At 35.7% G+C, this 15368-nt stretch carries 15 protein-coding genes; 7 read left to right on the top strand and 8 right to left on the bottom strand.

The window, feature by feature from the left end:
* Positions 1-9 precede the first annotated feature (9 nt).
* Positions 10-1893: an alkaline phosphatase gene (locus ACF3OC_RS08730; RefSeq protein WP_392471455.1), complete on the bottom strand. Its 1884-nt coding sequence runs from the start codon at positions 1891-1893 to the stop codon at positions 10-12.
* A 271-nt stretch (positions 1894-2164) separates the two neighbouring features.
* On the opposite strand from ACF3OC_RS08730, the gene ACF3OC_RS08735 reads away from it, so the two are divergent.
* Positions 2165-2758, top strand: coding sequence for a hypothetical protein (locus ACF3OC_RS08735; RefSeq protein ID WP_094282016.1), 594 nt, complete (start codon positions 2165-2167; stop codon positions 2756-2758).
* A 46-nt stretch (positions 2759-2804) separates the two neighbouring features.
* On the opposite strand, the gene ACF3OC_RS08740 is transcribed toward ACF3OC_RS08735, so the two are convergent.
* Genes ACF3OC_RS08740 through ACF3OC_RS08750 form a run of 3 tightly spaced genes read right to left on the bottom strand, consistent with a single transcriptional unit; the run spans position 2805 to position 5351 of the window.
* On the bottom strand, positions 2805-3308 hold the full coding sequence (locus ACF3OC_RS08740; protein ID WP_094258063.1) for a GNAT family N-acetyltransferase: 504 nt from the start codon (positions 3306-3308) through the stop codon (positions 2805-2807).
* A 7-nt stretch (positions 3309-3315) separates the two neighbouring features.
* Entirely contained in the window at positions 3316-4155 is an 840-nt protein-coding gene (locus ACF3OC_RS08745) for a prephenate dehydrogenase (RefSeq protein ID WP_094258062.1), read from the bottom strand.
* 32 nt (positions 4156-4187) lie between these two features.
* On the bottom strand, positions 4188-5351 hold the full coding sequence (locus ACF3OC_RS08750; RefSeq protein WP_094282017.1) for a pyridoxal phosphate-dependent aminotransferase: 1164 nt from the start codon (positions 5349-5351) through the stop codon (positions 4188-4190).
* Between the two features lie 584 nt (positions 5352-5935).
* On the opposite strand from ACF3OC_RS08750, the gene ACF3OC_RS08755 reads away from it, so the two are divergent.
* The 5 genes from ACF3OC_RS08755 (at position 5936) to ACF3OC_RS08775 (ending at position 11596) form a co-directional block, all read left to right on the top strand.
* Complete coding sequence (locus tag ACF3OC_RS08755; RefSeq protein WP_094282591.1) at positions 5936-6991, top strand: LacI family DNA-binding transcriptional regulator; 1056 nt, start codon at positions 5936-5938, stop codon at positions 6989-6991.
* Between the two features lie 169 nt (positions 6992-7160).
* Positions 7161-8984, top strand: coding sequence for an ABC transporter ATP-binding protein (locus tag ACF3OC_RS08760; protein WP_094282592.1), 1824 nt, complete (start codon positions 7161-7163; stop codon positions 8982-8984).
* A gap of 61 nt (positions 8985-9045) precedes the next feature.
* Complete coding sequence (gene mqnE / locus ACF3OC_RS08765) at positions 9046-10245, top strand: aminofutalosine synthase MqnE (protein WP_392471458.1); 1200 nt, start codon at positions 9046-9048, stop codon at positions 10243-10245.
* A 12-nt stretch (positions 10246-10257) separates the two neighbouring features.
* Positions 10258-10884 carry a histidine phosphatase family protein gene (locus tag ACF3OC_RS08770; RefSeq protein ID WP_094258057.1) on the top strand — a complete coding sequence of 209 codons (627 nt, stop codon included), beginning with the start codon at positions 10258-10260 and terminating at the stop codon, positions 10882-10884.
* Positions 10877-11596 carry a menaquinone biosynthetic enzyme MqnA/MqnD family protein gene (locus ACF3OC_RS08775; protein ID WP_094282594.1) on the top strand — a complete coding sequence of 240 codons (720 nt, stop codon included), beginning with the start codon at positions 10877-10879 and terminating at the stop codon, positions 11594-11596. The genes ACF3OC_RS08770 and ACF3OC_RS08775 overlap by 8 nt, the downstream gene beginning before the upstream one ends.
* Positions 11597-11649: 53 nt before the next feature.
* On the opposite strand, the gene ACF3OC_RS08780 is transcribed toward ACF3OC_RS08775, so the two are convergent.
* The 3 genes from ACF3OC_RS08780 to ACF3OC_RS08790 are packed head-to-tail and all read right to left on the bottom strand — an operon-like array spanning position 11650 to position 13353.
* Positions 11650-12027: a DUF423 domain-containing protein gene (locus ACF3OC_RS08780; protein WP_094282595.1), complete on the bottom strand. Its 378-nt coding sequence runs from the start codon at positions 12025-12027 to the stop codon at positions 11650-11652.
* A 19-nt stretch (positions 12028-12046) separates the two neighbouring features.
* Positions 12047-12748 carry a thioredoxin domain-containing protein gene (locus ACF3OC_RS08785; RefSeq protein ID WP_094282596.1) on the bottom strand — a complete coding sequence of 234 codons (702 nt, stop codon included), beginning with the start codon at positions 12746-12748 and terminating at the stop codon, positions 12047-12049.
* A 29-nt stretch (positions 12749-12777) separates the two neighbouring features.
* On the bottom strand, positions 12778-13353 hold the full coding sequence (locus ACF3OC_RS08790) for an alkylphosphonate utilization protein (protein ID WP_094282597.1): 576 nt from the start codon (positions 13351-13353) through the stop codon (positions 12778-12780).
* Between the two features lie 151 nt (positions 13354-13504).
* Here ACF3OC_RS08790 and ACF3OC_RS08795 point away from each other — a divergent pair, with 151 nt between their 5' ends.
* The gene (locus ACF3OC_RS08795; protein ID WP_094258052.1) at positions 13505-14374 is read left to right on the top strand and encodes a neutral zinc metallopeptidase; all 870 of its coding nucleotides are present in this window, start codon (positions 13505-13507) and stop codon (positions 14372-14374) included.
* Between the two features lies 1 nt (position 14375).
* On the opposite strand, the gene ACF3OC_RS08800 is transcribed toward ACF3OC_RS08795, so the two are convergent.
* Positions 14376-15356, bottom strand: coding sequence for an acyl transferase (locus ACF3OC_RS08800; RefSeq protein ID WP_094282598.1), 981 nt, complete (start codon positions 15354-15356; stop codon positions 14376-14378).
* Between the last annotated feature and the right edge of the window lie 12 nt (positions 15357-15368).

Below are 15368 nucleotides of genomic sequence, written 5' to 3' on the forward strand. Positions count from 1 at the left end.
TTATGAATATTACTTTAAGTTCTTGAGCTGATAAATAATTTTGGCTATTTCAGTGTTGTCTTTAAATCCTTGGAAGTTTTCTGCTCCGGGACCAAAGGCCAACAAAGGAACTGGGATTCCAGTATGGTCATTAGTAGCGAAGTTGGCTGAGACTTTTCCATTTTTAGAATCTGCATCTAGAATTATCATTCCACCAGTTTCATGATCAGAAGTGACGATTACCAAGGTTTCTTTGTTTTTATCTGCATATTCCAATGCCTGACCCACTAATTTGTCAAAACTTAGGTATTCTGTGATGCTAAAACCGGTTGAGTTACTATGGCCGCCACCATCAATCTTAGCGCCTTCAATCATAAGAAAGAATCCCTTATTGTTGTTTTTGTTGAGGTAATCAATGGAAGGTTGCAAAGCATGCTCAATAAATCTATATGAAGTTTTTAAGTCAGATTGATCTTTATCCAATTTATTCCATTTATGATCGACTTTATCTTCTTCAAAAATAATGGTTTGATTAGCCTTGGATTTGCTAAGGTTATCTAAACCTTCGTGTACCTCAAAGCCTTTTTTCTTTAAGTCAGCCAATAGTTCGCCATTATTTTTTTTGAATGAGTTACTATTTCCTGCCATTAATAAATTAAGTTTTGAATCCAGGATATCGCGAGCGATTTGATCTGAAAAATCTCTTTCTTGTACGTGGGTATAGAAAGCAGAAGGAGTAGCTCCAATTAGCTCATCATTGGAAATAATGCCTGTTTTCATTCCTATAGATGATAATCTATCAGGAATATTCTGAACTTTATTTCCGAGGCTATCCACACCTATATGGCGATTTTTAGTCTTATATCCCGTAGCTATTGCGCTTCCGCCGGCCGCTGAATCCGTGTGATAATTATCAGTAGGTTGGGTAATCAGATAACCTGTGAAGGGCATGTTCAGAACATTTAATTGCGTTCTATTTGCCAATGCTGCTGCCCATAATTGGGATAGTCCAGCACCATCAGAAATCAGAAGGATAATGTTCTTAGGTTTCAATCCCGCTTGGAATTTTTCTTTGATTTGATAGGGTTGATAGGCCTCCTTTTCTTGATAAGTGGTTTTCGGTGCATTGATTAAAAACTCACTCAGTTCAAAAGGTTTGTCGGTATTGATAAAGTCAATTCCAATTTTCTGCCATTCAAACCAGGTTGTCCTTGTGTCTGGGGCTGCCCAGAAGCGTATTTTTTTACCAATACTATGAACAGAGTCCACTTTGCCTTTTACAGTTGACAAATCCTTGTCTGTAAGTCTACCTAGACCATTCCATTTGGATAGGGAGCCAAAACTAGCACTGATTAAACCGATTCTTTCCAATTCCTGTTTGTTGTATTTTTCATTTAATGTTCCGTCGAAATAAAAAATATCATCGTATTTATGAAAATCAGCAGGCTTTGGTCTATTTCCACTAATAACGATTTTGACCGCTTTAGGGTTGTTTTTGCTATCAAATAATTCGCGATGTGGTTTAAGGATTTTAGTTAGTAGGTCCAAGATTGGAGCACCATCCGTTTTAGGGTCTATCAGAAGCTGCAGCTGACCTTGATTTGGAAATAAATAGCCATCTGAACTGTTTTTATAAGCATCTAAAATCGGTTGAAGATAGAGTTTAGTGAAGGTGTTTTCTTTTGTGATTTCTTCAGGGTCATGTGCAACATAAAGTTCATTGTCCTTTAGGAACAGATCTACCTCAATAGAGCCAAAACCTAAGCCATAGGCTTGATTGAAGGGATTATTACGCGTATAATCGTTATGGGAATGAGCATTAGGAAGAAATGCAATTGGTTTTACTTGAGCAAAGGCAATAGGACTACTAAAGAGTGCAATTCCCAAGCTTAGGCTATAGATTAATTTTTTCATTTGTTGATTTTAATGAATTTCCAGCTAAACAGATTTAGGTAGAATTCAATTTGTATTAAATTTAATAAATAAGGTTGAATGTGAACTTTAAGATTCTGAATAGTTTCAAACTTATATTACAATTGTTTTAAGATTAAGAGCAAAAGTAGAGTGGGGATGTTATGATAACATTAATATTAAATTAGGTTTAGGTAAAGTGCTTAATAAGCTTATTAATAAAATGTAAAAATGGGGTTAGAAAATTATCAAATCTATTCTCTATTTTTATTTTATGAAAGACCTTCAATACCCATTACACTTTCGGTTTCGCGTAACAAGTTTGGCGAATGATTTTTCGGCAAAAGATGCATTAGGGAATAGCATCTATTATGTTCGCGAGAAGATTTTTACCATTCGTGATCATATTATGGTTTATCGGGATGAGAACAAGGCAGAGTTATTATATGAGTTGAAATCGAATAAATTAATTGATTTTCAACAGACCTTCACCATCACTGATCAGACCGGGAAGGTTATAGGGAAAGTACGGCGAAAATCGATTAAATCTCTTTGGCGGTCCACTTTTAATTTAATGGATGCGAATGATCAACAAGACCATACCATAAAGGAAAAGAATCCTTGGGTGAAATTTTGGGATGGGCTTTTTGGTGAGTTGCCTTTAATAGGGATGCTTTCAGGATATGTATTTAACCCTTCCTACCTTCTACGAGATAATAATGACGAGGCGGTATTTGAGATTACAAAGGAGCCATCATTCTTTGGTCGGAAATTTATCGTCAACAAGTTGACAGACAAAGAAGTTGATGATGAACGATTTGTTTTGAGCTTGATGCTGATGATATTAATAGAAAGGAGAAATGGATAACCATTTCTCCTTTTTACTGTTCGAATTATATTTTTGAAATCGATTATTATCGGTCTTGTTTATAGATTGCATAAACGTATTTCAGTCCGCTTTTCTCTTCAATTTCATGAATTTTCTTGGCATTAATTTTCTCCAACGCTTTTTGAGATCTAGTATTTTCTGCTGCCACATGAAATATTACAGTATCTAATTTTTCAAAGGCAAAATCAATCATTAGATCCTTCACCGATTGGTTATATTCTCCGCCCCAGTATTCCTTGGCTAAGAATGTATACCCAATTGCGATGGACTTTTCATTTCTATCATATTGATAAAATGAGGTAGCCCCAATTACCAGGTCAGTTTTATTATCAATGATCAGATAGGGGATATCCGTATCGATCAATTTTTGGAAGTATCTGGTAAATCCAACAGGAGTATAGCGGTTACTATCCGGATGTTGTTCCCAGATTGCGGGGTCAGAGGCAGCAGCGAATACCCATTCATAATCATTTTTGATCATGGGAATGAGTTTCACTAAATCATTGCTTAAAGTTTTTCTCTCCAACATATGACACTTATTTAATGATACGTTTAATTTTATTGGACTTTTTTATCCATTTATGCACTGCTTCATAGTCTTCATTTTGGATTTTTTCGTAGATATGTTGCAATTGCTTAATATGTTCTTCTAATACCTCCAAAACATTGGTTCTATTTTGTTTAAAAATAGGAGTCCACATATCAGGGGAAGATTTTGCCAAACGGACAGTTGATTGGAAACCAGATCCTGCAAGTTCAAAGATCCTACCTTGTGATTTTTCCTTTTCTAAGACGGTTAGAGCAAGGGCAAAAGAGGTCAGATGGGAAATATGAGATACATAAGCCGTATGCATATCATGTTCTTCTGCTGTCATAAATGAGGTTTGCATTTCTAATTGTTCAGTAACGGCATCAGCAAGTTCAAATGCATCTTCATCAGAGCGGAATGCTTCGACGTACACCATCATTTTATCTTTAAAAAGGTTTGGAATAGCTGCTTCAGGGCCTGAATATTCTGTTCCGGCCATCGGATGGGCAGCAACATATCTTCCACGATTTGGATGATCTTTTATTAAATTTAGAATATTAGATTTTGTAGAGCCCATATCAATGATGACTTGGTCGGTTGCAATATCTAATAATTTAGGAAGCAAGGTCATAATTGCATCAACAGGAATTGTCAATACGATAACCTTACAAGTTTTCATTGCCTCTTCTAGTGTCTGGATTTCATCGACCAAGCCTAATTGCAATGCTTTCTTCTGATTTACTTCACTTTTTTCGACCCCAATAATCTTGTCGAAGAAATTTGTTTCCTTAAGTCGGATACCGATGGAACCTCCAATCAGTCCTATTCCGACAATTGCTATATTCATTTCAAATATGATTCAATAATTAAAAAATAGGTTTAAGCTAATGCTTGACTGATTCTGTCAATAGCCTGCTCGTAAACCGCTGTTTTGGCACACAAACTAATGCGAATGTATTTCTCACCAACTGAACCGAAGATTCCACCTGGCGTAATAAATACCTTTGCATTGTAGAGTACATCATCACAAAGTTTGTAAGAATTCTCAAAGCTGTCAGGAATTTTTGCCCAAACAAATAAACCCACTTGGTTTTTATCGTAAGTACAATTTAAAAGATCCATGATTTGAAAAACCTTTTCTCTTCGAAGTTTATATTCTTCATTTAACTGTGTGTACCATTCTTTATCAAGACTCAAAGCCTTTGCTGCAGCCAATTGCATGGGTAAGAACATACCAGAGTCCATATTGCTTTTAAACCGCATTATTTGACCGATTCTATGTTCGTTAGCAATCAGCATCCCGATTCTCCAACCTGCCATATTTGAAGATTTGCTTAATGAGTTTAACTCTATGGCTACATCCAGAGCATTCGGAACTTCCAAGATACTCTGTGGATGATCGTTCAGAATAAAGCTATATGGGTTATCATGGCAAATTAGAATTTGATGTTTTCTACCGAATTCAATGATCTTTTCAAAGAACTCACGATTTGCTAGGGTACCAGTCGGCATATGCGGATAATTAATCCACATTAATTTAACCTTACTCAGATCCCTGGCCTCAAGCTCATCAAAGTTTGGTAGCCAATTATTTTCAGGTTTTAGTTCATAGCTTATCGGTGTAGCACCTGTAATGGTTACTGCACTTGAGTAGGCAGGGTATCCCGGATTAGGGATTAAAGCCTCATCGCCTTCTTGAAGATAAGTCATACAGATATGAACAATACCTTCCTTAGATCCAATTAATGGTAGGATTTCGGTGTCAGGATTTAGTGTAACGCGATAATATCGAGCATACCAATCAGCCATGGCTATTCTAAGTGCTGCTGCACCTTTATAACTTTGATAACCATGAGTAGTTGCCAATGCTGCCTGCGCCTGTAAGGTTTGAATAACCTCAGGATGCGGAGGGAGATCAGGACTGCCAATGCCTAGGTTGATCACCTGCGCACCGTTCCTGTTCATCTCATCGATCTCTCTTAACTTCTTCGAAAAGTAGTATTCTTCCGTTCGTTGAAGTCGTTTCGCTACTTCTATTTCCATTATTTAATTTAATTTGCCGATAAAATTATAAAATCTTAATGGTTTTATTTCAATTATCATAAATAATAAACCCACTTTTTGAATAATTAATGACTGATTTTAGGGAATTTTTTAATGAATCTCCTGAGACCCTAATTTTTCCTGTTCCTCTTCTTGCGAACCTTCTATTTTTCAGTAATAAAAATTGGCTTGATTCGGTCGAATTTTAATGTGCAAATAATTAATAGGTAAATTATATGTCAATTAAACATTTTAAATTCTAGTGTATTTTATTTTATTACAAGATATTTTGGTAATGTCGCGTTTATATCAAATGGACCGTTATTTTTGATATTGGTCATTATTTTTCCTGAATAATATGTAAAAATTGATTTTATTCGCGAAATAATTAGTTGAAAAGATAAAATAATATACGTTTTAAGAAATTAACTTTGGCTTCAAATATATTTTATTGTAAAAAAACGTGTTTTAATATAAATTTAATTCTAAAGAAAATAATATTTAATGATTTAAAAGTGTATTTTCGTTTGAACGTTGATTAGTAACAATAAAAAGTAAAAAAATTTCTTTAATTATCAAGGCGTATGAAAGTATCTGAATTATCTGGTGTCAAGGAGATTGCTCGTAGGGCAAATGTATCTATAGCTACAGTTGATAGAGTTCTTCATAATAGAACGGGAGTTGCACAAAAAACGAAAGAAAAGATATTGTCCATAATAAAGGAAATGGATTATAAGCCGAATATCTTGGCGAAGCGACTAGCTTCCAAACGGGTTTACAAGTTTGGGATTTTGATTCCAAAAGAATGTAGTGAAGCAGAATATTGGAATGCTCCAGTGACAGGAATAGAGGAAGCATTATCTGAATTTGGAGATTTTGGTGTGGATTTGCGATATTACTTTTTTGATCGTGATGATCGATTGAGTTTTATAGAACAGACGGAGGAGTTATTGAATAAACATATTGACGGAGTTATTGTAGCTCCGATTTTTATTAATGAAACTCGGGAGTTTGCTGCAAAATGTGTTGAACGTAGAATTCAATTTGTATTTATTGAGTCTCAAATTCCAAAAGTTCATCCTCTAAGTTATATAGGTCAGGATCTGGTGCAGTCAGGACGCGTTGTAGGTCATTTATGCCAGTATTTAATCAACCCCAAAGATGAAATTCTTGTCGTGAATGTCGTGCGAGAAAATGATAATACTGAACATTTGATGGAGAAGATAAGAGGATTTGAGCAGTATTTTCTGGATGGGAAATATCATTGCTCAATAGATAGTTACAACATTGAAATCACCGATCCTAGCGAATTCGCAGTGTTTATGGATGATTATTTAAAAACTAAGAACCCCAAATTAATATATGTTACCAATTCCAGGGCCTACCTTGTTGCCAATTATCTGAAAACAAGAGGGATTGTAGATATAAAACTGGTTGGAAATGGATACCATACTCGAAATATTGAGTTTTTGAAGGATGGTTTTATAGATTTTCTAATTTGTCAAAAGCCTTTGGAGCAAGGCTATAAAGCATTTTTGGCGCTATATGAATTTTTTATTGCTAAAAGAAAAGTGGTGAAATTGCAATATATGCCAATCGATATAGTGACTAGAGAGAATTATCGGTATTATGAAAATTAATTTAATTCACCGCTTACTTGTGAGTGTATATAAGTAATTGAAACAGTGTGTAATAAAGAGGTTATTAGGAATAGTTTATTGACATTTGATTGCAACATTTTGATGCCATTGACGCTGAAAAACAGCTTAGGTTACATTTTTTATTACATTTGTAATCTTAGTAATCTGCATGAAGACATACTTTAGACTACTTTCGTTCGCAAAACCCATTGAGAAATATGCTATACCTTATATCATATGTACTTTGATAATGGTGGTGTTCAGCACCTTGAATTTAGCTCTTTTAGCTCCTTTATTACACACTCTTTTTAACTCTCAGGATGCGGTTGTAGTTCCAGTCGCTAAACCAGATGGTTTTGATGTAATGGGCTATTTTAATTATTTCGCTTATGATCTTAATAACCGATTAGGTCCCTATGATGCCTTAAAATATATCTGTATTGTTATTGTAGCATCGGTTTTTATAAGTAATCTATTCAGATATCTCTCCCAAAGAATCATGGAAAATCTCCGGATTCATACCCTATTAAATTTAAGAAAGTCAGTTTTTGATAATGTGATGAACCTTCATTTAGGTTATTTCTCGAATCAAAGAAAGGGAGATATCATCTCTAAAATAGCTTCTGATGTTCAGGTCGTACAATTTTCTGTAACCGGAACCCTTCAGGTGGCATTTAAAGAACCTCTTCAATTGATAGCATATGTTGTTATGTTATTTCTTATCTCGGCTAAACTAACCTTATTTTCATTATTGGTTATTCCTGTTTCAGCTTTCTTTATCTCCAAGATTGTGAAGACTTTAAAGCAACAAGCTCAACAAGGACAACGTGTTTATGCGAATATGATCACCTTATTGGAGGAAGCTTTATCAGGGATTAAGATTATTAAATCATTCAATGCAGTTGAATTCATTAAAGGCAGATTTAATTCTGAAAATGATGAATACGCGAAGATTAATAGAAGAATGGTGCGTCGTCAACAAATGGGGTCTCCAGTTTCTGAACTTCTAGGAGTAGGAATGGTTGCTGTAATCTTATTATATGGTGGACATTTGGTTTTAAGTGGTCAAGGAGATTTGGCAGCTTCAGAATTTATCGCTTACATTGCAATTTTCTCTCAAGTAATGCGTCCTGCTAAAGCATTAACGGATGCATTCAGTAATATCCATAATGGTATCGCGGCAGGGGAAAGAGTATTACAATTGATAGATGAGAAAAATCAAGTTGCTGATAAGCCTAATGCCTTAGATATTGATCGTTTCGATAGCAAGATTGAATTCAATAATGTGAATTTCGCGTATGAGGAAACTGAAGTATTGAAGGATATCAATATTACCATCAATAAAGGGGAGACTGTAGCACTCGTTGGTCCATCTGGAGGAGGAAAATCTACCTTGGTGGATTTGATACCGAGATTTATGGATGCTACTTCTGGTTCAATTAACATTGATGGACTTGATGTCAAAGATTTAAAACAAGATTCCCTGAGAAGAATCATTGGGGTTGTAAATCAGGAGTCTATTTTATTTAATGATAGCATCTTTAATAATATAGCTTTTGCAAATGCGGAGGCCACAGAAGAACAAGTTATTCAAGCTGCGAAAATTGCCAATGCTCATAATTTCATTATGGGTACGGAGCAGGGTTATCAAACAAATATTGGAGATAGGGGGTCTAAATTATCAGGAGGACAGCGTCAGCGGATCTGTATTGCCCGTGCAGTATTAAAGAATCCTCCAATTATGTTGTTGGATGAAGCTACTTCAGCATTGGATACGGAATCAGAACGCTTGGTTCAGGATTCATTATATAAATTAATGGAAAACAGAACTACGGTGGTTATTGCACATAGACTGAGTACGATTCAAAATGCGGATAAGATCATTGTTTTGGAGGCTGGACAGATTGTTGAAGTTGGTTCTCACCTGGAATTAATTTCGCAAAACGGTCTTTATAAACGTTTGATTGATATGCAACAGTTTGTAGAAGCTTAGAGCTTCAAATTTTAGCTTTTTCGGCTATGTTTTCATACATTTGTATAGTAAGGACTGCGAAATGGAAGCAACAGAAAAATTATCGTTTTTATTGAACGACAAAAATTTATCAGAAGAATTAAAGCTAATTGCAGAGAAGGTACTTAATAGCGAGCGTATTACATTTGAAGAAGGGGTTTACCTCTTTGAAAACGCAGAATTAGGATATTTAGGAGTATTAGCAAATTATATCAGAGAGAAAAAACACGGAGATTACACCTACTTCAACCGTAATTTCCATATTGAACCTACCAATCTTTGTGTATATGACTGTAAGTTTTGTTCCTATTCAAGATTGATTAAGAATAGAACAGACGGTTGGGAAATGGATGTTGATGGCATGATGGACATCGTGAAAAAATACGATGGCGAGCCAGTCACTGAAGTTCATATCACTGGGGGTGTTGTCCCTAAACAAAATCTAGAATTTTACGCTGAATTTTTTAGAAGATGTAAAGAACATCGACCGGAACTCCATATCAAAGGATTAACTCCGGTAGAGTACTATTACATCTTTAAAAAAGCAAAACTTAGTCACTATGACGGAATGAAATTTCTTCAATCCTGCGGGCTTGATTCTATGCCTGGAGGAGGAGCTGAAATTTTCCATCCGGAAGTCCGTGAAAAGATTGCTCATGATAAATGTACAGCAGATCAATGGTTGGATATCCATGAGCAAGCTCATAAATTAGGAATGCATACCAATGCTACCATGCTATACGGACATATTGAAGAATTCTGGCATCGCGTAGATCACATGGATCGTTTGAGAAATCTCCAAGATAAAACCGGTGGATTCCAAACATTTATTCCTTTGAAATTTAGAAACAAAGACAACCAGATGGATCATGTTCCTGAGGTTTCTGTAATCGAAGATTTGAGGAACTATGCTATTGCGAGGATCTATATGGACAATTTCCCACATATTAAAGCATATTGGGCAATGATTTCCAGAAATACTGCGCAGATGTCTTTGAGCTTTGGGGTGGACGATATTGATGGTACTTTGGATGATACCACAAAAATCTATAGTATGGCTGGTGCAGAAGAGCAAACTCCGGCAATGAGTACTAAAGAATTAGTGGAACTGATTAAAAATGTAGGAAGACATCCTATTGAGCGTGATACGCTTTATAATGTGGTAACAGATTATAAAGACTTTGTTTTTGAGGAAACAAGCCCTAAAAAACAATATTATTCGTTGCCAGTGGTAAATTCTTAAGTCTGGGTCAAATTGAAAAAAACATTTTATTTTATCCGTCACGGTCAAACTGATCTTAATCTGAAAGGAATAGTTCAGGGTAGGGGTGTTGATAGTCCTTTAAATGATAATGGTCTAAAACAGGCACAGGCATTCTACGACTCCTATAAAAATGTCCCCTTTGACAAAATATACACCTCCACATTAATTCGGACACATCAAACGGTCGCACCATTTTTGAAAAATGGAGTTCCAATGGAACAATTGATTGGATTGGATGAAATTAGTTGGGGAATCTATGAAGGTCAGGAGCAAACTGAAGATATTCTTTCAGGATTTGAAAAAGTTGTAAACTCATGGAGAAACAATGATCTTGATCTAGCGATTGAAAACGGTGAATCTCCCAATGCTTTGGTCTATAGACAAAAGGAAGCTATTGATTACATGCTCCAACAACCTGAAGAAGAAACCATATTAGTGTGTATGCATGGTCGGGCATTGAGAATTATGCTTTGCCACCTAACAGATGTCCCCGTTTGTAAAATGGATGATTTCCCCCATACGAATACTGCATTATATAAATTAGAATTCGCTGACAACAATTTTTCTATAGTTGATTATTATAATACGAAGCATTTAGAAGGTTTGTTAAATGAATAAAATTAGAGTATCTGCAGTTTCTTATACCAATACACTCCCTTTTTTACAAGGAATAAGAAATTCAGATGTAATGAATGATATCGAGCTCTCGGTGGACTATCCATCAGAATGTGCTCGAAAAGTAATTGAAGACGAGTCGGATATGGGAATTATTCCAGTAGCTGCACTCACGAATTTAGAAGAATATCACTTTATTGGAGATTATTGTATTGGATCTCTAGATTATGTTGATTCAGTTTTTATTTTTTCCTCCAAACCAATTGAAGAGATTGACACCTTATTATTGGATAAGCAATCTAGAACTTCTAACGGATTAGCAAGGATTTTACTGAAGCATTATTGGAAGAAAGACATCAAGGTTGTGACGGAAGGTGAAGCTGATGCCTACGTCTTGATTGGTGATCGTACTTTTGGAAAAAAGGAAAATGTTCCATACGCTTATGATATGGGACATTACTGGAAAGAATTAACCGGATTACCGTTCGCCTATGCTGTTTGGGTTTCGAATAAAAAGCTACCTGATAGCTTTGAGCAGAAATTTAATGAAGCTTTGAAAGACGGTGTTTCTAGACCTGATGATGTGATCCCAGGATTGCCAGTATTTCCAAATTTCGACTACCATCATTATCTAAATGAAAGCTTGAATTATCATTTGGATGAGGCAAAGAAAAAAGCAATAGAAAAATACCTTGAATGGTATAGAGAGTTATAAAAAAATGGCTTCCAATTAAATGGAAGCCATTTTTTTATATGTGCTAGTTTTTTTTAGTTAATGAATGAAATCAAGAGCATTAACCAACCGACAATCATTAACAGGCCTCCGAAAGGGGTTATAGGACCAATAAATTTCATGTTAGCTTTTAATTTATCTTTAAAACTAAGGATATAAATGCTTCCGGAGAATAAGATACAGCCCCAGAAAATTCCATAATAAGCCCAGTTTTCTACACCTGAATCGAAGTTTAGGTGGAAACCAATAATAAGTAATGTAATTGCGGCATACATCTGATACCGAACTCCTACTTCAAAGGAGCTTAACCTTTCTTCTGTAAGAACTTTCTTAAGTGCATGAGCTCCGAAAGCTCCTAGAATAATGGATAAAATCCCTAAAACTGCACCTGAAATTAATGCGATTTGATTCAAAATATGTTGAAATTTATTATTACTTCTTTGCTTTCTTAACTTGTGCCAATATCTCAGCTTCGGTAGCTACACCTGTTTTATTCCACGCTTGTTCAGCATTTTTATAAAGGATTAGTTGAGGAATACCACGCACATTCAACACTTTCATCAGATTTTTGTTCTGGTCAGCATCTATACGAACAACTTTTACCTTTCCAGCTTGTTCCTTCTCAATTTTATCAATTGTGGGTTTAAGTTCTTGACAAGGGGCACACCAAACTGCTGAGAAATTTACCAAAACCAATTCAGATGAATTGATAATCTTATCGAAATCTTCAGTGCTTAAGCCTTTGGCCTCCTTCGCATTGTCTGGTTTTATTTCAGGTTTTTCTGCACTCCTCCAATCCATCATTCCACCAGAATAATCATAAACCTTAAATCCTTTTTCTGTTAAGAATTCAGCAGCTTGTTTGCTACGACCACCACCTAGGCAATAAACATATACCGGTTGATCTTTATCCAAATTCTTGATCGATTCTTCGAATTTTTCTTTCTCTTTCCAGTCTACATTTACCGAATTAGGGATATGTCCGCCAGCATATTCACCAGCAGTCCTTACATCTAAAAGTTGTGTCTGTGGTTTAGCAATAACCTCTTCCATTTTCTTAGCATCAATCTTTTCTTGTGCATTCACTTGTAAACAAGCAATTCCAATCAATGCGGTAAATAATAATTTTTTCATTACAAATGTTTTTCTAGTATAACCAAGGATTAGCCCTTGCGAAGATACTTTGTTAATATAACGATTGTTTGGCCTTCAATCTTGCCTTCAATCTGTTCTGTATTGTCAGGAACAAGTCGAATATTTTTAACAACAGTTCCTAATTTAGCTGAAATACTTGAACCCTTTACATCTAATGTCTTGATTAATACAACCGTATCACCCTCGAATAATCGTGTTCCATTAGAATCTTGATGAAATTCAACTGTAGCTTCGGCTTCATGGTCTCCGGTTTTCTTAGCCCATTCTAGAGTCTCATCATCAAGGTAAAGGATATCCAGATTATTAGCAGCCCAAGCCTCATTTCTCAATCTGCTCAACATTCTCCAAGCAACCACTTGAACCGGAAGATGCTCTGACCACATAGTTTCGCCAAGAACTTTCCAGTGCTCAGGATCTATCTGTTCAGTTTTTTCTATTTGCCCTTTGCAAACAGAACAGATCAAAATGCTGTTATCTAAGGAAGCGTTTGAGGTAGGAGGTACTTCGTAAATATCAAGGTTTTCGGTCGAGCGACAAAGTTCGCATTGGTTCTCACTTCTATTTTTCAGATCGTCTAATAACATATGTTTGGTAATATATAATGATTTCAAAGATAAGCATTTTAAATGAGGGGAATGAATTGTACCTTTAAGCTACATTGCCTCCTGATTATAGCAATGGCAAAGAATTTGTAGTGTAACCAAATACAAACTAAAATTAAATAAAGAAATATTTATGAAATGGCAAGGCGGCCGCCGCGGCGGAAATATCGAAGATCGTAGAGGGATGTCTGGTGGGCAAAAGTTGACTCTTGGGGGAATAGGTGGTGTAATCGTATTGATTATCGGCTTTTTGATGGGTGGAGACCCCAACGATTTATTGAACCAGATGCAAGGTTCGGGACAGCAAGGATCTGTAAATGAACAAGGAGAATATCAATCTACTCCTGAAGAAGATAAATTGATGGATTTCGCCAGAGTTGTACTAACGAGTACCGACGATGTCTGGGCTAAAATTTTTCAAGATAATGGAAAATCTTATCCTCAACCGACCTTATTGGTTTATACTGAAGGTATTGAAACCGGAGGTTGTGGGGTTGGAAGGTCTGCCTTTGGACCGTTTTACTGTCCAGGAGATCAGAAAATATATTTGGATTTAAGCTTTAATCGTGAGCTTTCTCAAAAATATGGCGCTAAGGGTGAATTTGCGCTTGCTTATGTAATTGCTCATGAAGTTGGTCACCATATTCAGAATATTTTTGGCGTATTATCTCAAACAAATGCCCTTCGCTCTAAATTAAGCGAACGTGAAAACAATAAGATATCGGTAATGACTGAACTTCAAGCGGATTTCTATGCTGGGGTATGGGCACATCACTTAAATAAGCTAACTGATGTGGAGATTAACTATGATGATATCGTGGATGGAATGAATGCAGCTGCAGCTGTAGGAGATGACCATATTCAAGAACAAGCTTATGGACAAGCAAACCCAGAATCTTTCACCCATGGTACTTCTGAACAACGGATGTATTGGTTTAAAAAAGGATATGAAACTGGCGATATTAATGCCGGAAATACCTTTGAAGACCCTAGCTTACAATAAATTATTGAACAAGAAGATTGCAACCTCGGATATCAGAGTTGTCAAATCTTCCTAATATCTCAAAGGACCCATCGGAATGAAATTTCCCTAAGTCTTGAGTAGCAATAAAAGAACAGGAATAATAATTGGCTAAATCAATGACATTTATTGCTCCTGTTTTTTTGTTGTCCAAAAGTGTCAATGGATCATTGGTGTCACGGATCAATATCTTCATCCAATTCGGTGTTTTAAAGAGCCCATTTCCACTTGAATACCCTTGAGACAACAATTCTGTCATTCCATATTCAGAATGTATACTAGGGACATTAAATCCTTTACAAAGAATTTCATGCAACTCTTCCCTGATCATTTCCTTTCGCTTACCCTTCATACCACCGGTTTCCATGACGATTAATTCAGGAAAATCAATATTGAAATTCTCTATAAAGTCTAAGAGCGCATAAGTTACGCCAAACAACACAGTTTTTGTTTTTGAATTCCTTAACTCGGTTAGGCGATTGAAAAGATCATCATGGTTATACAAAAAATAACCACTTTCAGCTTTCTCTGATCTATTGATTAAATCATCAACCATATAGATCAACGAAGATCCAGAGCGTTCAAGATAGGATGGGAGCAAAGCAAGAATAGCTATATCCTTTACATCTCCATAGAATTCCTCAAATGCTTTTCTGAAACTTTCAATGTACAAACTGGATTTTGCAACAAGATGCTTACTAGTGATCATGCCTGTAGTGCCTGATGACGAAAAGGTAACTTCAGGAATTAATCCTTCCACAATTATATCCTGGGATTTAAAGAATTGGATAGGTAAAAAAGGAATAGTTTTATAGTGGATTATATCTTTCGGATTAATACCTAAAATATCAATATACTGCTGATAGACCTTATTGTTTTGAGCTTGAAATCTGAAAACTTCAAGTGCACAATGATTGAATTCTTCCTCAGATTGTATATTGAATATTTTATTAGCTATTTCCATTGCAGCAAATAT

Origin of the sequence: Sphingobacterium cellulitidis (assembly GCF_043187465.1) — a bacterium.
Classification (GTDB): Bacteria; Bacteroidota; Bacteroidia; order Sphingobacteriales; family Sphingobacteriaceae; genus Sphingobacterium; species Sphingobacterium cellulitidis.